The sequence below is a fragment of the Desulfonatronovibrio hydrogenovorans DSM 9292 genome, assembly GCF_000686525.1.
Lineage (GTDB): Bacteria > Desulfobacterota > Desulfovibrionia > Desulfovibrionales > Desulfonatronovibrionaceae > Desulfonatronovibrio > Desulfonatronovibrio hydrogenovorans.
The window spans coordinates 85,674-103,050 of the sequence record NZ_JMKT01000009.1; the positions used below are offsets into that span (position 1 = coordinate 85,674).

18 protein-coding genes are annotated in these 17,377 nt (G+C 50.2%); 13 read left to right on the plus strand and 5 right to left on the minus strand.

All coding sequences use genetic code 11. The annotated features are described in order from the left end of the window. Positions 1–48: 48 nt before the first annotated feature. Together hflC and hflK are read right to left on the minus strand one after the other, a co-directional pair. Positions 49–1,173: a protease modulator HflC gene (hflC, locus tag P771_RS18230; protein WP_051617143.1), complete on the minus strand. Its 1,125-nt coding sequence runs from the start codon at positions 1,171–1,173 to the stop codon at positions 49–51. 50 nt (positions 1,174–1,223) lie between these two features. Continuing rightward, entirely contained in the window at positions 1,224–2,255 is a 1,032-nt protein-coding gene (gene hflK, locus P771_RS16640; RefSeq protein WP_051617144.1) for an FtsH protease activity modulator HflK, read from the minus strand. A 217-nt stretch (positions 2,256–2,472) separates the two neighbouring features. Here hflK and P771_RS0105660 point away from each other — a divergent pair, with 217 nt between their 5' ends. The 4 genes from P771_RS0105660 to rnhA are packed head-to-tail and all read left to right on the plus strand — an operon-like array spanning position 2,473 to position 5,183. Next, the gene (locus P771_RS0105660; protein ID WP_028574373.1) at positions 2,473–3,840 is read left to right on the plus strand and encodes a phosphomannomutase/phosphoglucomutase; all 1,368 of its coding nucleotides are present in this window, start codon (positions 2,473–2,475) and stop codon (positions 3,838–3,840) included. Then, positions 3,819–4,223 carry a hypothetical protein gene (locus tag P771_RS0105665; protein ID WP_028574374.1) on the plus strand — a complete coding sequence of 135 codons (405 nt, stop codon included), beginning with the start codon at positions 3,819–3,821 and terminating at the stop codon, positions 4,221–4,223. The genes P771_RS0105660 and P771_RS0105665 overlap by 22 nt, the downstream gene beginning before the upstream one ends. After that, positions 4,220–4,717 (plus strand): hypothetical protein, encoded by a 498-nt coding sequence (locus tag P771_RS0105670; RefSeq protein ID WP_028574375.1) that lies wholly within the window; start codon positions 4,220–4,222, stop codon positions 4,715–4,717. The genes P771_RS0105665 and P771_RS0105670 overlap by 4 nt, the downstream gene beginning before the upstream one ends. Then, positions 4,710–5,183: a ribonuclease HI gene (rnhA, locus tag P771_RS0105675; RefSeq protein WP_028574376.1), complete on the plus strand. Its 474-nt coding sequence runs from the start codon at positions 4,710–4,712 to the stop codon at positions 5,181–5,183. Before P771_RS0105670 ends, rnhA begins: the two co-directional genes overlap by 8 nt. Positions 5,184–5,218: 35 nt before the next feature. Here the strand turns inward: rnhA and P771_RS0105680 are convergent, their stop codons facing one another. Next, positions 5,219–6,283, minus strand: coding sequence for a phosphotransacetylase family protein (locus P771_RS0105680; RefSeq protein ID WP_028574377.1), 1,065 nt, complete (start codon positions 6,281–6,283; stop codon positions 5,219–5,221). Between the two features lie 228 nt (positions 6,284–6,511). On the opposite strand from P771_RS0105680, the gene rnc reads away from it, so the two are divergent. After that, complete coding sequence (gene rnc / locus P771_RS0105685) at positions 6,512–7,213, plus strand: ribonuclease III (RefSeq protein ID WP_244147294.1); 702 nt, start codon at positions 6,512–6,514, stop codon at positions 7,211–7,213. A gap of 80 nt (positions 7,214–7,293) precedes the next feature. Here the strand turns inward: rnc and P771_RS0105690 are convergent, their stop codons facing one another. After that, entirely contained in the window at positions 7,294–8,214 is a 921-nt protein-coding gene (locus P771_RS0105690) for a flagellin N-terminal helical domain-containing protein (RefSeq protein WP_028574379.1), read from the minus strand. A 209-nt stretch (positions 8,215–8,423) separates the two neighbouring features. Beyond that, complete coding sequence (locus tag P771_RS0105695; RefSeq protein WP_028574380.1) at positions 8,424–10,046, minus strand: glycosyltransferase family 4 protein; 1,623 nt, start codon at positions 10,044–10,046, stop codon at positions 8,424–8,426. Positions 10,047–10,230: 184 nt separating this feature from the next. Here P771_RS0105695 and P771_RS16645 point away from each other — a divergent pair, with 184 nt between their 5' ends. The 8 genes from P771_RS16645 to P771_RS0105735 all read left to right on the plus strand — a co-directional run bounded on the left by P771_RS16645 (position 10,231) and on the right by P771_RS0105735 (position 17,370). After that, entirely contained in the window at positions 10,231–11,703 is a 1,473-nt protein-coding gene (locus tag P771_RS16645; protein WP_051617145.1) for a GGDEF domain-containing protein, read from the plus strand. Between the two features lie 115 nt (positions 11,704–11,818). Beyond that, the gene (locus P771_RS0105705) at positions 11,819–12,712 is read left to right on the plus strand and encodes an NAD(P)/FAD-dependent oxidoreductase (protein ID WP_028574381.1); all 894 of its coding nucleotides are present in this window, start codon (positions 11,819–11,821) and stop codon (positions 12,710–12,712) included. Positions 12,713–12,733: 21 nt separating this feature from the next. After that, a complete protein-coding gene (amrA, locus tag P771_RS0105710) occupies positions 12,734–13,282 on the plus strand; it encodes an AmmeMemoRadiSam system protein A (RefSeq protein ID WP_028574382.1) in 549 nt (182 codons plus the stop codon). Positions 13,283–13,308: 26 nt separating this feature from the next. Further along, entirely contained in the window at positions 13,309–13,770 is a 462-nt protein-coding gene (locus P771_RS0105715) for a chemotaxis protein CheW (protein ID WP_028574383.1), read from the plus strand. Between the two features lie 68 nt (positions 13,771–13,838). After that, positions 13,839–14,969, plus strand: a complete 1,131-nt coding sequence (locus P771_RS0105720; RefSeq protein WP_244147295.1) for a response regulator — start codon at positions 13,839–13,841, stop codon at positions 14,967–14,969. Then, positions 14,969–15,421, plus strand: a complete 453-nt coding sequence (locus P771_RS0105725) for an ATP-binding protein (protein WP_028574385.1) — start codon at positions 14,969–14,971, stop codon at positions 15,419–15,421. The genes P771_RS0105720 and P771_RS0105725 overlap by 1 nt, the downstream gene beginning before the upstream one ends. Positions 15,422–15,451: 30 nt before the next feature. Next, positions 15,452–16,534 carry a protein-glutamate methylesterase/protein-glutamine glutaminase gene (locus tag P771_RS0105730; RefSeq protein WP_028574386.1) on the plus strand — a complete coding sequence of 361 codons (1,083 nt, stop codon included), beginning with the start codon at positions 15,452–15,454 and terminating at the stop codon, positions 16,532–16,534. Further along, positions 16,531–17,370, plus strand: coding sequence for a CheR family methyltransferase (locus tag P771_RS0105735; protein ID WP_028574387.1), 840 nt, complete (start codon positions 16,531–16,533; stop codon positions 17,368–17,370). Before P771_RS0105730 ends, P771_RS0105735 begins: the two co-directional genes overlap by 4 nt. The last annotated feature ends 7 nt before the right edge of the window (positions 17,371–17,377 follow it).

Sequence of the window (17,377 nt, forward strand, 5' to 3'; positions counted from 1 at the left end):
ATCTCAGCTATCCAGCCTGGGTGTCAGAAAAGAACAGGGCAGTTAGAATCAGTCTCTTGAGTTGGCTCCGGGTCCCCTGAGATAATCAAAGAGTTCGGAATCTGTTCCCAGGACCAGGGTGGTGCCTTCAGGTAGAAACTGCTGGTATGCTTCCAGGCTCTTCATGAAGCGGTAAAATTCTTCATCTGCAGTATAGCCGTGGTAAATGACCGGCTCCATGGTAAGGGAAATATGCAGATCCCCGGAGCGGTGAACCTCGTCAGTCAAAAGACCCATGTCCAGCTGGCCGGTCAACTCACCTGACCTGGACTCATCCGGAGTTTCCAGCCTGGCTGACAAGTGGATATTTCCGGACAGAGGCAGATCCGAGATCAAGCGGCCTGAAAAGTCGGTCATGCCGATTTCTCTGCGATTGGCAATAACCAGGGCTCCAGGAATGGGAACTTGGTTTTCATCGGTCACGATTATGACATCCTGGGCAAAACCTTCGGCAAATATCCTGGTGGCTCTGGCTTCTCCTTCACCAAGGATCCTGTGCCTGTCAGCGTCAGCCTGAGCCCTGATGGCCAGGGCCCTTTCCTCGCCTTCGGCCCTGTGTCTGGCGGCAATTCTTTCCCGTTCAGCCCGCATTCTTTCAAAAACACTTTCTTCAACTTCGGACGGCACATCAACCTGTTTCATCCTGATATCAATGAGTCCGATGCCGAATTCCCTGACCCGTTCACCAGAACGGCTGGTAACCCGGTTCATGATGGTCTCCCGCTGACCGGAAATGACGTCCAGGATGAGTTCACTGCTGACCACGTCCCTTAATTCAGCTACAATGATGTTCTGCAGCCTGGAAAGGGCCCCGGACTCGTTGCGGACAGTAACGTAGAACTGCAGGGGGTCTTGAATAAACCATCTGGTGACATGGTCTATGAGTAACCTTTCCATGTCTACAGTCAGGAATTCGTCAGCTGCCACATCAGTGGTCTGGATTCTCTTGTCCAGGCGGACTATGTTTTGAATGAGGGGGATCTTGAAGTTCAGTCCAGGTTCATCCACTGTTCTTTTGTGTTCACCAAGCTGGAGTACCAGGGCGTACTCTCTTTCATCAACAATAAAGGTAGCCTGGGGAATTATTACGACAGCCGCGATTATCGCCAGAGCGATAATGGCCTGCTTATTCATTTAGTTGCCTCCTGAAAAAATATTGTCATATCCAGACAGAACTGGATTGACTATCTAGTAACTTTATATTCACCTAAGTTGAGAGACTGGCCGCCGGGAAGCAGAAGAAGACTGTCAGCAGCCCCTTTGTCTACAATGACCTTGTTTACACCCGGGAGGATGTCAGCCATTTTTTCCAGGTACATCCTTTGCCGGGTAACATCCTTGGCCAGCTGGTATTCATTAAGAATCTGGCTGAATCTGCGGATTTCACCCTGGGCGGTCAGGATCCTTTCTTCTCTTCCACCCCTGGCCCTGGGGACAATGTCTTCCCTGTACTGCTCTGACCTGTAAATGAGCCTTTCCTTATCTTCCATGGCCCGGACCACGTCGTGGAATGCATCGCGGACTTCCTGGGGAGCGTCCCCCCGTTCGGTCCGAACATCGGTTACGAACAGGCCTGACCCGTAATCGTCCAGAAGCTGCTGCAGAAGGGTCTGGGTCCGCTGGGCTACCATGGCCAGTCCTTCGGCAACAATGGCTGTTTCTATGTCCATGGTACCGACAATGCTTCTAAGGGCGCTTTCAGCAGCTGTCTTAAGGATGAGATTGTCCGGCTCACGGACGTTGAACAGGTACTCAGCAGGCTCTGTCACCCGGTAGTGGACGATTATTTCAAAGTGGGCAATGTTCTTGTCACCGGTGAGCATCAGGGCTTCATTTCTATTGATCCTCTTGTTCCCGTTGACCAGGTTGAACCCGATATAATGAGTCCTGATTCTCTGGACATCCACAACAGTGGCCCTTTCAATAGGTCTTGGCCAGTGCCATTGAAGCCCGGCTCCCAGTTCGGTCTGGTGGGTCATGGCCCCGAAACGCTGGACAACTCCCACTTGCCCGGGCTCAACAATATATAGCCCGGACAGCATCCAGATTATAAAAGCCAGGCCGATGAAGATGAACTTTCCACCTGGTATTTTGAATTTTTTCAGATAATTCAGTTTATCCTGAAGGTCTCCGAAATCCGGTCCCTGGCTGCCAGGTCCGCCTCCGGTCTGATGCCTCTGCCGCTTTTGCTGTAGTTTTTCCCAGTCCCAATTCATAATAGCTCAGGAAATAGTTCAGTATCATTACAAGGTCAAGAAAAACAAAAGTGTTTTACAAGCAGGGGGGATTTCAATATGGATCTAATTGCAGGATCACCGGATCAGCTGGCTGAGCAAAGGCTGACACACAGCCTGGGACTGAAACGGCTGGCGGGTGATCAGAAGTGTTGCAGGATAATTAAGATAAAGAATCGGGCTGACTTGGGAGTGAATTATGAAAAAGATCAACAAAGAAATTTTCAGGGCCTATGATATCAGGGGAATAGTGGACAGTGATTTTGATGCTGAGTGGGTGGAACTGCTTGGCAGGGCCTGTGGAACATATTTCAGGAAGATGGGCATTGATCAGGCAGTGGTGGGGCATGACTGCCGGCACAGTTCGCCCGCTTATCAGGAGAGCATTGTCAGGGGGCTGCAATCAACCGGCGTGGATGTGGTTTTTCTGAACATGGTGGCTACCCCGTTGTTTTATTTTGCAGTGAAAAAACTGGGCCGAAGGGCTGGGGTGATGGTCACGGCCAGCCACAACCCATCAGATTTCAACGGGTTCAAAATTTGGGCAGGAGACAGCACCATTCACAGCCAGGAGATCCAGAAGGTTTACGATATCATGGTCAAGGGCGAGTTTGCTCAAGGCAGTGGACTGGCCAGTGAAGTGGATATCGAACCGGAATATCTCGCTTATCTCAAAGATCAGGGACCGATCTCCAGTCCGGTCAAAGTGGTGGTGGATGGCGGCAACGGTGCAGCCGGACTGGTCTGTGTCCAGGCCCTTTTAAATGCCGGAGCCGAGGTGATCCCCATATATTGTGAGCCTGACGGCAACTTTCCCAATCATCACCCCGATCCTACAGTTATGAAGAATAATGCTGATCTTGTGGCTGCAGTTATCAGAGAAAAGGCTCAGCTGGGAATCGGACTGGATGGAGACGGGGACAGGATAGGAGTTGTGGATGAGCAGGGCCGGATGGTTTACGGGGATCAGCTTCTGGCCATCTACGCCAGGGAAGTGCTCAGGAAGAACCCCGGGGCATGCGTCATTGGCGAGGTCAAGTGCTCCCATCTTCTTTTTCAGGATATCCAGAAACACGGAGGCCGGCCCATCATGTGGCAGACCGGGCATTCCCTGATCAAGGCCAAGATGAAAGAGGAAAACGCCCTTCTGGCCGGGGAGATGAGCGGTCACATGTTTTTTTCCGACCGTTATTATGGTTTTGATGATGCTGTGTATTCAGCCCAGCGTCTTGTGGAAATTGTTGCCGGCAAAGGCTCTGAAAAAGTGAGCACCTATCTCGCAGACTGGCCCAAGACCTTTAATACCCCGGAAATCCGCATGGATTGTCCGGAAAAAATCAAGTTCAAGGTGGTCAAAAAGGCCCAGGACTATTTCAGGAATTTATACAAGATAGTTGATGTTGACGGGGTAAGGATCACCTTTGATGATGGATGGGCCCTGCTCAGGGCTTCCAATACTCAGCCGGTGCTGGTCCTGAGGTTTGAAGCCGAATCCCGGGAGAGGCTTGAAGAACTCCGCCTGCTGGTGGAGGAGCCCCTGAAGGAATGGATCAACGATCTGACCTGATCATGCGCAAACTTTTTTATATTTTTCTGCTGCACATTGTTGTGCTTGGCACGGTCTGGCTGTGGAAAAACAACCAGGATGCTGACCAGGGCCTGGACCAGGATGCTGAGGAACTGACCGGATATGTTTATCTGCGACCTCTGGAAGACTATTCCAGGGTAGGTGTGATGCTGTGCCTGGATCCTCAGGATCTGAACCTGGTATTGACCGGGCAGAAGGTTTCTTTTGCTCCTGGCGAGTCCTGGCCGGATCAGGCCGGGATTCAGGATGGACATGAATCCATGTATTGTTTTCAGGGCAGCGTGAACAGTACGGTCAAGATGATCAGTCCGGGACAGGGTCTGGATTTGGTTCCTGATTCAGACAAGGAGAATAGCCAATGATTTTTTCATCCACTGGTTTCAAGGGCAGGCAGAGCAGTACCATCCGGATCCTGCTCATGCTCGTTTTGTTCGTGGGTGTAGGTTATCTTTTCTGGAAAAATTATGAGCGATCCATGGAAACCATCCAGTCCAGGCATATTGTCAATGATGAAACCGAAACCCTGGACAGTGACCTGCAAAAGGAGATTGTTTCTTTTTCAGGCAATCTGCAGCGCAGATTCGGAATCGGGGTCCAGGTCAGGATATTCAGGGGTTTTATTGTCTCCCCTGGAGATGATTCCAGAATGATATTCATCGGCCTGAGCCCTGCCCATCAGGAAAGCACGATTCTGTTCCCGCCCATTCTGAAAAGGGCCTTGCCTCAAGAGGTGGTCCACCATCTGCAGGTCGAGCATTTTGAGGCCTATTGGGAGGATGGCGACTGGCAGCAGGGGCTTATAGAGGCTTTGAACACCATCGGACAGGAGATGATGAAAATTGAACGGGGTGAATAACGGTTCAAACTGTGAACTGAAGATATACACTGACGGGGCCTGTCTCAACAATCCCGGGCCAGGAGGGTACGGTGCTGTGCTTATCCACGGAGACCGGACCAGGGAAATATCCCGGGGGGTTCCAGAGACTACCAACAACCGCATGGAACTTTTGGCAGTGATTTCTGCCCTGGAAGCCCTTAAATATCCCTGCAGGGTCAGGCTTTACACCGACTCCCAGTATATTGCCAAGGCCATAAATCAGAACTGGCTGGCCAAATGGCAAAAGAACGGCTGGAAGACTTCAGCCCGGAAGGATGTCAAGAACAGGGATCTGTGGGAAAGGCTGGCCAAACTTTTGAAGATCCATTCGGTCCGGTTCGAGTGGGTCAAGGCTCATAATGGTGATTACTATAATGAGCGCTGCGATACCCTGGCCAGAGAAGCAGCCAGGGAGATAGCGGAAAAAAAGCAGCAGGCCGGTTAAGCTCAAGGGGCCAGGGGCCCCTTGAGCTGGGTCATCTATTTCAGGTCCAGGACCTGATTGATGAACTGGTAGTCCAAAGATGAGTTGACCAGCTGACTGCCATGCTGGATCTTGATTGCATCCCTTAATTTATGTCTGGAGAGCAGGGCGTCCATTTCCTTGGCCACGGCATAGGTGTCATCCCGGACCAGGATGATGGGAATGCCCAGGACCTCGGACCTGGTCAGAATTATGTCGTTGGGGTACAGGTTTCCGGTCAGGATCAGGCATTGAGCAGCACCCTCCAGGGCCACCAGCTGAACATCCGACCTGTCTCCACCAACGATTACTGCAGAGCGTTTGCTTTTCTTAAAGTGAAGCATGAAGTTTTCCACCTGCATGGTGCCGATGATGAAATTTTCCACTACTCTGTCTGCTTTGTCCGGAGCGGAGATCACTCTTCCCCCAAGGCGTGAGGCCAGGGCTGACACCTTTATGGCCCCCATCAGGGGGTCCCTGGGAATAACTCCGAGTATTTTGATTCCCTTGCCTTCCAGAAAGGGGGAGAGCATGCTGGTCAGCTCTTCATTAAAATAGGGAGGGATGTCGTTGAGGATGGCTCCGATCATGTTTTCTCCCAGGGCATCCTTGAGTACGGTCAGGTAATCGTAATTGAGTTCTTTATTGAAGCGGTCAATGACAATGCATTTCAGGCCGAGCTGCCTGACAATGTTGACTCCGTCCAGTCCGCAGTATTTTCCGGAATACATACTTCCGGAACCGGAAACAATCATGATGTCCTTGTCTCTGGACAGCTCCAGGTATTCTTTTTCGATCACCGGCAGCAGGTCGCTGCACTGACCTTTGAATGCCTTGACCTTGAAGTCCTGGTCAACCAGGACCGGAGTGACCTTGGCCGGGTCTTCTGTCAGCCCCAGCACTTCCTGAACAAAGAATGCGTCTTCATCACCCCTTTTTCCGTCAACCTCCCTGGGAAGCACTCCCACTGGCTTCATGTAGCCGACATTGTAGCCCATCTTCTGGAATTTTTTTCCTATTGACATGGCAATCATGTTTTTGCCTGAATAACCGCTGGTGGAGCCGATATAAAGACCGAGCATGGACTGTCCTCCTATTTTTACATTTTCAGTTAACTAAAAAATAGCAGGTTATTGAAATGGTTACTTGAGGATAATAGATGAGTGGGTCAAAAGAATCGGTAAGAGGAAGGGGTTGTCTTGCGGGCAGGAGACACCTTTGGTCTGAGTTGTGGGTCCGGGGATTGACCCTTGAACATTTATATGTAAATAACCATCCAATATATTGACGGATTTTATTGCTGAAACTGTATGGACCAAATAATGATCATGGATGACCTGCAAAATCAACTGGGCCACAGGTTCAAGGATGAATCTTTGCTGACTCTGGCCCTGACCCACAGCTCCTATGCCAACGAACATAACCTGATAAATAATGAAAGACTGGAATTTCTGGGTGATGCAGTGCTGGAACTCTGCATTTCCAGGATTCTCTTTTTCGGATTTCCTGATGTTTCCGAGGGGCACTTGACAAAACTCAGGGCTGGCCTGGTCAGTGAGGCATCCTTAGCCAGGGTGGCCAGGTCTCTTTCCCTGGGAACCTATGTTTATCTTGGCAAAGGGGAGGAGCATCAGGGGGGACGTTCAAGGGACTCGGTGCTCAGCGACACCCTGGAAGCTGTGCTTGGTGCTGTATATCTTGATGCAGGATACAGCGCAGCCCAGAAATGTATTAAAAAGATTTTTTCCGAGTATATACCTGAAAGCGTGGACATGGTCCCGTCCTGCAAGGACTACAAGAGCAGGCTGCAGGAGGCCACCCAAAGCCTTTTTAAGGCTCGGCCGGTGTATACCCTGCTGGAAAGCGCCGGGCCTGAGCATGAAAAAGTATATCTGGTCCGGGTGGAGTTGCCTAACGGGGTGAAAATTGATGCCAGGGCCAGCAGTGTGAAGAAAGCAGAGCAGAAGGCCGCTGGAATGGCCATTAAAAACCTGACCCAGGTAAATGATTGAGTTTTTGTCTATCTGACCAGTATTTTAAAGGGCCGAAACATTGTTTCGGCCCTTTTGTCTTTGGTCATAGTCAGGTTGTCTTAGCCCTGGATGAGCTGCATGGCCATCCTGGGCAGGGAATTGGCCTGGGCCAGCATGGCCACTGCACTCTGGGTCAGGATCTGGTTACGGACAAATTCGGTCATTTCATCGGCCACATCAACGTCGGATATGCGTGACTCTGCTGCCTGCAGGTTTTCCGCCTGGATGGACAGGTTGGTGATGGTGTTTTCCAGCCTGTTCTGCAGGGCACCCAGGCTTGCCCTCATCTTGTCCTTGGAAATGATGGCCTGATTAATGGCATCAAGGGCTCCCTGGGCTGCTCCCTGGGTGGAGATATTGTGCCCGGCCGCATCCGGGCTGGCATTGTTGCCGATACCCAGGGCTGAAGCTGTGGAGTTGCCGATGGCAATGTAGTAATAATCCTCTTTGGGGTCGTTGCCCACGCCAAAATGGATTTTAAGGGCTCCAGTGGGATAGAGTCCAGTTCCATCATGGTCATCACCCCATTGGGCCGGATTATTGAACTCTGAAGAAAGATTGCCGTTGAGCAGATGGATTCCGTTGAACTTGGTGGCATTGGCGATCCTGGTTATTTCCGAGGCCATGGCCTGGTATTCGGAGTCAATGATCAGCCTCTGATCTGAATTGTACGTGCCTGTTGAGGCCTGTTCAGCCAGTTCCTTGAGCCGGATGAGCTTTTCATCAATGACCTGCAGGGCCCCGTCAGCAGTCTGGACCAGGGAAATGGCGTCATTGGCGTTTCTTATGCCTTGACGCATGGATGCTATGTCGGCCCGCATGAGTTCCCTGATGGCCAGGCCGGCGGCATCGTCGGCTGCAGTACCGACCCTGAGACCGGATGACAGCCGTCTGGTTGATGTTCCAAGGCGTCCGTAAGCATCGGAGAGGTTTCTGGACGCATTCAACGCCATTAAATTATTGTTAACGACCAAAGACATAGGAATTACCTCCTTGATTTTTTAAAAAAAACTTAGCAATCAACATGCCATTGAAAAAAAATAAATAAATTTCATGTTGTTATGTTAATGATGATTGAACCTGGAGCTTGTCAATTCAAAATCAGGACAAATTTTCCCAGTCAGTGGGGTCAGGTTTGAGGACAGCTGGCAGGCTCGTCAGGTATTCCGGTCAATCAGTATATCCTTTTTTAAGCACTGGTTTCAGGGAGGCAGGTTTCCAGAAGTCCCTGTTTCAGGGACCAGGACAGGATAAGGCCTGCAACAGAAGGGTCCAGGTCCATGGCTGCACTGAGCCTTGCAGTGAGGATGGAGGACTTGACTGGACTTCTGGCCAGAAAAAGAAGCATTCTGACTCCATCTGGGGTTACCAGATGGGACAGGCCGGAATAGATCACCGGGAAATCTTTTTTCCGGTATACAGCCTGGCCCAGTCTGCTCAGACAGACCGCCTGATCCATCCATTTTCCTGAGGTGTATCCGGCAAAAATATCCCCATAGGGGGTATGGCAGGGATGGGGAATATCACCCAGCTGCCCGGATTCCGGTTTCAGGTTCAAGCTGTCCCACAGCTCCAGGTATCTTTGGATGATGCAGTTCCAATCGTATTTTTGAACATTGGCAAGGCTTTTCCGGGACATCTTTGATCTTAGTTGAGGGTCCCTGATCAGGGTGGTCAGCTTTTTTGCAAGGTCTCTGATATCCACAGCGCAACTCTGGGCCAGGAGCAGGTGTGATTCACTGTCAAAGATCAGGGGAGCCAGATCATCTATATACCCGGTCTGGACCGGACCCAGGGTGGGAATGAGAAAGCCGTTTTCTCCGTTTCTGATCAGTTCCCTGTAGCCGTTATAATCTGATGCCAGAACAGGGAGCCCGGCAGCCTGGGCCTCCAGCAGAGTCAGGCCAAAGGTTTCCTGAGGGTTGTCGGCAATGGAGACAAACACATCCGCAGTGTTGAGAAGCCTGTTCTTCAGCTGATCACCGGGGCTGGCAAAGACCATCATTTCAAGACCGAGATTGGCAGCCAGAGCACTCAGCTTGTTTATGGTGTCATCTTTCTGGTCAACCCCTCCGGCCAGGATCAGCTTCATGCTCTTCAGATCAAGACCATTGATTCCAGCCAGCTGAACCGCCTTTAAAAGAGGCAAAAGATCCATCTTGGAGTAGGGTGACAGTCTGCCCAGACAAAGGACCTGGACCTTGTCACTGGCAGGGGCTTTTTCAGAGGTCTTTTGGGTTATCCAATCCTGGAGATCTATGCCCAGGGGAATGTGCTCCAGGGCTGGCGGCTGAAAATTGTCAGGCAGGGAATAACTCCTGCGCAGGTAATCAAAGTAGTTGCCAAGGACGCTTTGCCCGCATCTGGAAGAACAGATTATCCGGTCCCGGCTGGACCATCCTGGCCAGATCTGCTTAAGGAGCTGATGGGAGTAGCTGCTGTAGCTCAGGCTGTGGGTGATGCTGGTAATGGGAAAGATGGTTTTGGCGTATTTGTTCCTGAGTCTGGACAGGTGGGCAGGGTGGTTGATGCAGTCGGACAGGTGGAAAGCATGATATTGGTGCTGGGTCAGATGGTTAAGGAGCTTTGTTCTTGGAAAAAGACGTATTTTGGCTGATTTGTCCTTAAATTCCTTTTGAAAAAAAGATCGACAGGAGTCGGCCTTTTTTTGGGATTCCAGAAAAAAATGATACTCATCAAAGGGGTCTGCCCGGACAAGGGCTCTGATAAAGCCGGTGTTGGCCACTTTCCTGCCTAAAAAAGGGCCGCCTTCAAAAAAAGGGTCCAGGGTTCCCCATATTTTTTTTACCATTTATGACCTCTAAAACCGGTATGCACTGATGATCTATCTGTCCGCCATCTGCAGTCATCTATAAAGAAAACACTTTTGATCTGAACAATTGTCTGCTGTTACAATATCTGTTCCATTTTAGTCCGGTGATGGGTGGCCTTATATTTGCTAGTAATCCGGTAAACAGCAAAAAAAGGAGCTGTCCATGCGTCAAAAAGATACTATTTTCTGGGTACTGGATTTTCCTGAGCATATAATCCATGAAATGGAGCAAAGTCTTCCCAGGGGCTGCAGATTGAAAAAAGCGGATACAGTCTCGGATATCAATCTTAATGAATCCGGCATCCTGAATACCTGTGTAATGTTTCTGACCCTTGGAACATTCAAGTCTCTTAAACCTGGTGAACGGGAAATTCTTCAGCAGCATCACGATCTGCAAAAGGTCTTTGTCCTGGACAGTGATGAGGGTATTCAGGGGCTGGACTTTGATCAGCTTGGATCTTTTCTGGATATGGTCCGGATGCCCCTGACCAGAGATTCTCTGGCTGGAATCAAAGCTAAAGCCGATGAAATTCAGGAGCTTTATACTGACCTCCATCTGATGGCCAGGGAGATCTCCCTGGAAAGGGAACTGCTGGCCAGAAAAAATGTCCAGCTTGAATTTCTGAACAGAATTTTGACCAGGTCTTCGGCATCTCTGAAGGTTGTGGAGATTCTCAAGGTTGTCCGGGAAGAGTTTGCCGGGCTCGTAGAGGCAAAAGGGCTGGCTGCTGTTTTCTGGAAAAAAACCGATGTCCGGGGCGTGGTTACAGCTGAAGTCTATCTGCCCAAAATGGAACCAGCCGGATTGATCAAAAGCAAATGGATCAAGTCTTTGCTGGATATGCCGGGAAGATTTGCTGATGTCAGAGTCAGGGATTATCAGGAAGTCGTCCTGAATTGTCCTGCAAACCGGATTGAGGATGAGCCGGTCCCGACCAGGCAGGTTGTTGTGCCACTGCAGGCTGGAAGCATTTTCATTGGAGCAGTGGTGATTGTTGCAGAAAAGACCCTCAGGCTGGGCAGGGATCAGCTTCAGATAATCAGCAGTGCTTCCAATCATCTGGCTCTGGCCCTGCGCAATGCTTTGAAATACAGAAATATCAAGAATGAAGCAGATTTTGACGGTCTAACCAGTGTCTATAATCGTCAACAATTTGACAAGAGGATCAGGATAGAGCTGAAAAGACATCAAAGGCATGCCAATCCATTAAGCCTGATCATGCTCGACCTTGACCACTTCAAGGGACTTAACGATACTTATGGTCATATTGCCGGGGATATGGTTCTGAAAAAGATCGGCAACCTTCTGGTGGAAACAGTGCGGGAATCTGATTTTCCGGCCAGATACGGAGGAGAAGAATTTGTTGCCCTCCTGCCTGAAACAACTGAAGATCAGGCCTGGCTGCTGGCTGAGAGGATAAGAAAGAAGATCAGCCGGACTGTTTTTTCCTATGACAATAACAAATTCAATGTTACGGCCAGCATGGGGGTAGCCTGCCTGACTCCAGGACCTCTCACTCCCGGGGAAACCCTGGTCAAACAGGCAGACAAGGCCCTTTACCTGGCCAAGAACAGCGGGAGAAACATGGTCTGCACCTCAGCTGACCTGTGTCTTGGTGAAGCAATTTCCAGCTGATGCTTCTGAGCTTGATTTCTGTTAATCCAAAGTTTACAAACAATCAAAAAAGAGCTTAAAAAAGCCGGGAGCAAGACCCGGCTTTTTTAATTTTAGCCCCAGAGTGAAGGTCATAATGAAAAAGACTGATATCATTATTATTGGACAGGGACCGGCAGGGTTGTCTGCAGCCATCTACACGGCCCGGGCCGGTTTGAAGACCATGGTCTTGGGATGTGATCCCAAAGTGGCTGGAGACTATGTCATTGACAATTATTTCGGGTTTCCTGAATCCGTTACCGGCAAGGAGCTTATTCAGCTTGGATGTCAACACGCCCAGAAATTCGGAGCTGAATTGAGATGTGAAAAAGTGCTCGGCATCCACCAGGATCAGGCCAAGGGCTTTGTGGTCAAAACCGACAGATCTGAAGTCCAGGCCCGGGCGATCATCCTGGCCACCGGCGTGAGCAGGGTCCGGCCGGGGATCGGGAATATTTCGGAGTTTGAGGGAAAAGGGGTTTCCTACTGTGTAAGTTGCGATGGTTTTTTTTATAAAAAGAAAAAAGTAATTGTCCTGGGAGAGGGAGTATTTGCAGCCAATCAGGCATTGGAGTTGAAAAATTACACTGCCAGGATTTCCATCTGCACCCAGGGCAAAAAGGATAATATTTCAAAAGAGTATCATGACCTGCTTGAGAAAAATCAGATTCCGGTGCTGACTGAAAAGATCACCACCCTCAAAGGCGGAGCCTTTCTGGAAAAGGCCATTTTCAGTGATGGGCGGGAAGAGGATGTGGACGGACTCTTTCTAGCCATGGGAGAGGCTTCGTCCCTGGATTTTGCCTATTCCCTGGGGGTCACCACCAGGGGCGTGTTTATTGAGGCTGATCATGATCAGCGAACCAATGTTCCGGGAGTCTTTGCTGCTGGCGACTGTGTGGGCAGATTCCTGCAGATAAGTGTGGCTGTGGGTGAAGGGGCCATAGCTGGTCATTCGGCTATAACCTATCTGAAAAAAACCAATAACTGACGGTCATGAGATAATCCTGCCATGTCTGAATTTGAACTTGAACTGACCCGGGAGGAAAAGGATTTCCTTAAGGAAACGGCCCTGCAGGGCATCAGGTCAGGTTTTGAGCCTGGACTGACCTTTCCTGACCCGCCTACGGAAAAGCTGAAGGAAAAGCTGGGAGCATTTGTCACCCTGAAAAAGAGAGGCATGCTCAGGGGGTGTATAGGAAATATTGTGGCAGACACTCCTTTATGGAAGACCATTGCCAGGATGGGTGTCCAGGCTGCTTTCAATGATCCCAGGTTCCCCCCCTTGAAGAAGAGTGAGCTGGAAGAAATCAGCCTGGAAATATCCATACTCAGTCCCCTGGTCCCTGTTGATGATCTGGAAAAGATTGAGCCTGGCAGGCATGGACTGCTGATCAGAAAAGGACCCTACAGTGGACTGCTGCTTCCCCAGGTGGCCAGGGAATACGGGTGGGACCGGGAAACCTTTTTAAGTCAGACCTGTGGCAAAGCAGGCCTGGACCGGAGTTGCTGGAAAGATCCTGACACGGAAATATTCTGGTTTGTGGCAGTTGTATTTTAACCATTTTTACTATGTGGAGTTGAAACGTGAATGGTGATGCTGAAAATACAGCCCGAAAACAGGGGCAGTTCCAGATATCCTGCTTTTATGTGGGCCAGGCCCTGTGTGGTATTGATATCAGTTATGTGCAGGAGATAAACAAGCAGGTCCATTTCACAGCTGTTCCTCATTCCCCGGAATATGTCGTGGGGATAATGAATTTAAGGGGCAAGATTGTCACCATAATAGACCTTGGAAAAAAGCTGGGCATTGATTCCTGCACGGACATTACCGATCAGACCAGGATCATCATTGTCAGTTCCCGGCGTGAATTCATTGGACTGCTGGTGGATAAAGTCACAGACGTGGTCCTTGCCGACTGGGAAGACGTGTCTCCCCCTCCTGCCAATATCAGGGGGGTTAACGGCAGGTTTTTTCAGGGAGTTTATAAGCCGGGCAACAGACTGGTAGCCATACTGGATGTGGAAGAGGTGCTGGGAGATGAATAATTTTTTCCAGTCCAGCCAGGACATTACTTCCAGCCCGGAATTCTGCAGGGATTGACTCAGGAGTGGCCTTGGACAGACGTTTCCGATCACCGCAGATCCTGATAGTGGATGATTCTCCACTGAACAGGAAGCTGCTGAAGGTCCTTTTGGGCGGTGCCGGATACAGTACCCTGGAGGCCGGAGATGGCAGGCAGGCTGTGCAGGAAGCACAAAAGCACAGGCCGGACCTGATTCTTCTGGATGTGGTCATGCCGGTCTTTGACGGATTCCAGACCTGCGCTGAACTGAAGGCTAATCCCCGGACCAGGGATATTCCGGTTATTTTTATTTCTTCCCTCAATGATACAGAGAATATTGTCAAGGGGCTGGAACTTGGTGGCGTGGATTATATTGGCAAGCCTTTTGCCAGGACTGAAGTGCTGGCCAGGATTCGGGTCCATCTGGAGCTGAAGTTTGCCAGGGAAAGGCTTGTAGAAGCCCAGGTCAGCCGGTTTGCTGATCTCAAGGAAGCCCAGGAGTCTTTTCTGGTTGATCCTGAGAAGATGTCCGAGGCAGGCTTCAGGTATATTTACCGCCCAGTTCTTGAGGCTGGGGGGGATTTTCTGGATGTCATCAGGATCGGCCAGGATACGTACGTTTATATAGTGGCTGACATCAGCGGGCATAACCTTGGCACAGCATATATGACCTCTGCCCTGAAGGTGCTTTTTGACCAGAACATCAATGCCTTTACCTCGGTTGATGAAGGGCTCAAGATGATCAATGCAGTGCTCAACAGGATATTTAAGCCAACCCAGCACCTTACCGCGTCATTTCTGGTTGTGAACAGACACCAGAACCTGGTGGACCTGTATAATGCCGGGCACCTTCCTGTAATTCATGTCCGGAAAAAAAACAGCCAGGCCGAAGTGCTGGAGGCAGAGGGGGATATTCTGGGACCCTTTGAACAGGTTGAATTTTTTCCCAAATCCCATGCTGTCGAGCCGGGTGACCGGTTTTATCTCTTTACTGACGGACTGGTGGAAACTTCGGGAACCAGTTCACGGCAAAGGGCTCAAGGCATCGGGGCCATCCTGGATCTGGCTGCCAGAAGTATGGATTTTTCATTAAATGAATCCGTGGAATTTATTTTTGACCGGATCTGTCCTGATAAATCCCTGCTGATAGACGATATCATTCTCCTTGGAACGGAAGTCTGATGGGTTTTGAATGCAGGTTGGAACAGACAGCGCTGGACTGCAGTTTTACTGCTGAAACCGTGCTGGTGGAAAAGGTGCTGGAGCAGATGGAAACTTTTTTGTCCCGGAAGTGTGATGCAAAGACCTATTTCAAGGTGGCCCTGGTTCTGCGTGAGTCACTCAACAATGCAGTGATCCATGGGGCAGGCCAGGACCAATCCCTGCGGGTAGGCTGCCGGGCTGCTCTGTCTGAAAACAGGGTGCTGTTTGAAATATCCAGTCCCGGTCAGGGCTTTGACTGGGAGGTCTGTATGGCTGAGAGTCCGGTGGGAAGTACCTCTCCCGGAGGCTGGGGCCTGTTTCTTATCAAGGAATATTCAGACGGTTTTGAGTACAGTGAATCCGGCCGGGTTCTAAAATTCTGGTTTGACCTGGACTGCCAAGAAAAATCCCCTCAGAAAGACAAACCTTAAATTCCGGATCAGCAACCAGCTGGAGAAGAAATGAAGCTAAAGGTTCTGGTGGTCGATGACACCATTGTTTATCGCAAGATACTGAGCGACGTGCTCAACGGCTTTCCCAATGTTGAAGTGGTGGGAACCGCTGGAAACGGCAAGATCGCCCTGAGCAGGATTGAGTCTTTAAGTCCGGACCTGGTCACCCTGGATGTTGAAATGCCCGTCATGGACGGAGTTGCCACCCTGGAGGAGATACACCGCAGGAAACTCGGGGTGGGAGTTATCATGGTCAGCACCCTGACGAAACGGGGCAGCGAGATCACCATGAAGGCCCTGGAACTTGGAGCTTTTGACTTTATTACCAAGCCGGACCGGGATGACCGGGAGGAAAACATCAGAATCCTGGAGACCGCCCTTGCGCCCAGGGTCAAGCACTTTTTAAAGCGTCTGGAAATCAAAAGGGCCTTTAAAAAAGGTCCAACCGGGCCGGTTGAGAAAAGACCGGCTGCCGGACTCCGGGACACTGGCCGGGCCAGCAGGCCAGGCCATGAAAAATCCGAGATTGTGGCCATAGGCATTTCCACGGGCGGTCCCAATGCCCTTGGGGCCATGCTTCCCATGCTGCCTGATCATCTCGGCGTCCCGGTGGTGGTTGTCCAGCATATGCCGGCCGTGTTTACCAGGTCTTTGTCCGAGAGTCTGGATGCCAAGTGTGTCCATAAGGTTAAGGAAGCTGAAGACGGAGAGATCTTGAGGCCCGATCATATTTACATCGCTCCCGGTGGCAGACAGACCAAGGTTGTTGCCGGAGCAGCCGGGAAAAAGATTTTTCGGGTGACTGACGACCCTCCGGAAAACAACTGCAAGCCTGCAGCTGATTATCTGTTTCGGTCCGTGGCCAGGGAGTACGGCAGCAGGGCCACAGGAGTGATCATGACTGGAATGGGGGGTGACGGCACCCTGGGTCTTAAAGTCATGAAGTCTTTTGGAGCAGTGGTCATTGGCCAGGATGAAGAGACCTGTGTGGTCTATGGCATGCCCAAGATAGCCTTTGAAGCCGGAGTAGTGGATGTTGTGGCCCCGTTGAACAGAATCGCCTCAGAAATTGCTGCCACCGTTAAAAGATGAAGATTTCTCCTGATGAGCTGAAGGTTATAGCTCAATACATTTATAACCTTTCCGGTATTTATCTTGATCAGAGCAAGGCCTATCTTTTGGAGAACAGGCTTAAACCTCTCCTGGTTCAGGAAAAGGCGGCCAGTTTTGGTGAGCTCTATTATAAAGCCAGGTCGGACAGCTCCAAGAAGCTGGAAAAGGCCTTTATTGATGCTGTTACCACCAAGGAGACCCTGTTCTTCCGGGACAGCGCTCCATTTGAGCTTCTCAAGCATAAAATCCTTCCAGATATAATTGATGCCCGGGCCAGGCAGGGAACAAGAATAAACCCCGTTAAAATCCGGATCTGGAGTGCAGCCTGTTCAACCGGACAGGAGGTTTACAGTATTGCCATTGCAGTAAAAGAGACTGTTCCTGATCCTGACAGGTATCAGGTTTCCATTCTGGGAACAGACATTTCTGATGAGGCTATTGCCAAGTCTAGTTACGGCAAATACAATAAATTTGAGATAGAGAGGGGGTTGAGTAAAGAAAAGCTTAGTAAGTACTTCAACCAAGCCCCTGATGGTGACTGGAGGATAAAAGATGAAATAAGGGCTCTGGCCAGTTTCAGAAAGATCAACCTGATGCAGCCTTTTTCCATACTGGGCAAATTCGATATAATATTCTGCAGGAATGTGGCCATATATTTCAAGCCGGATGATAAAAAAAGGCTTTTTGAAAGGCTGGCAGGTGTTCTTCAACCTGACGGGTGCTTGATAATCGGAGCCACAGAGTCATTGTCCGGGATCACCAGGTCGTTTGTTCCCAAAAGGTATCTGCGATCCATTTTTTATCAGACCGGATAAGTCTGAC

Excerpts from the sequence above, each read along its gene's own strand:
- P771_RS0105690 (WP_028574379.1), bottom strand. The coding sequence starts at position 8,214 with ATGTCTTTGGTCGTTAACAATAATTTAATGGCGTTGAATGCGTCCAGA.
- P771_RS0105730 (WP_028574386.1), top strand. The coding sequence starts at position 15,452 with ATGAAGCTAAAGGTTCTGGTGGTCGATGACACCATTGTTTATCGCAAG.
- P771_RS0105670 (WP_028574375.1), top strand. The coding sequence starts at position 4,220 with ATGATTTTTTCATCCACTGGTTTCAAGGGCAGGCAGAGCAGTACCATC.
- P771_RS16645 (WP_051617145.1), top strand. The coding sequence starts at position 10,231 with ATGCGTCAAAAAGATACTATTTTCTGGGTACTGGATTTTCCTGAGCAT.
- hflC (WP_051617143.1), bottom strand. The coding sequence starts at position 1,173 with ATGAATAAGCAGGCCATTATCGCTCTGGCGATAATCGCGGCTGTCGTA.
- P771_RS0105680 (WP_028574377.1), bottom strand. The coding sequence starts at position 6,283 with ATGCTCGGTCTTTATATCGGCTCCACCAGCGGTTATTCAGGCAAAAAC.
- P771_RS0105665 (WP_028574374.1), top strand. The coding sequence starts at position 3,819 with ATGGATCAACGATCTGACCTGATCATGCGCAAACTTTTTTATATTTTT.
- amrA (WP_028574382.1), top strand. The coding sequence starts at position 12,734 with ATGTCTGAATTTGAACTTGAACTGACCCGGGAGGAAAAGGATTTCCTT.
- rnc (WP_244147294.1), top strand. The coding sequence starts at position 6,512 with ATGGACCAAATAATGATCATGGATGACCTGCAAAATCAACTGGGCCAC.
- P771_RS0105660 (WP_028574373.1), top strand. The coding sequence starts at position 2,473 with ATGAAAAAGATCAACAAAGAAATTTTCAGGGCCTATGATATCAGGGGA.
- P771_RS0105725 (WP_028574385.1), top strand. The coding sequence starts at position 14,969 with ATGGGTTTTGAATGCAGGTTGGAACAGACAGCGCTGGACTGCAGTTTT.
- P771_RS0105695 (WP_028574380.1), bottom strand. The coding sequence starts at position 10,046 with ATGGTAAAAAAAATATGGGGAACCCTGGACCCTTTTTTTGAAGGCGGC.
- hflK (WP_051617144.1), bottom strand. The coding sequence starts at position 2,255 with ATGAATTGGGACTGGGAAAAACTACAGCAAAAGCGGCAGAGGCATCAG.
- P771_RS0105705 (WP_028574381.1), top strand. The coding sequence starts at position 11,819 with ATGAAAAAGACTGATATCATTATTATTGGACAGGGACCGGCAGGGTTG.
- P771_RS0105735 (WP_028574387.1), top strand. The coding sequence starts at position 16,531 with ATGAAGATTTCTCCTGATGAGCTGAAGGTTATAGCTCAATACATTTAT.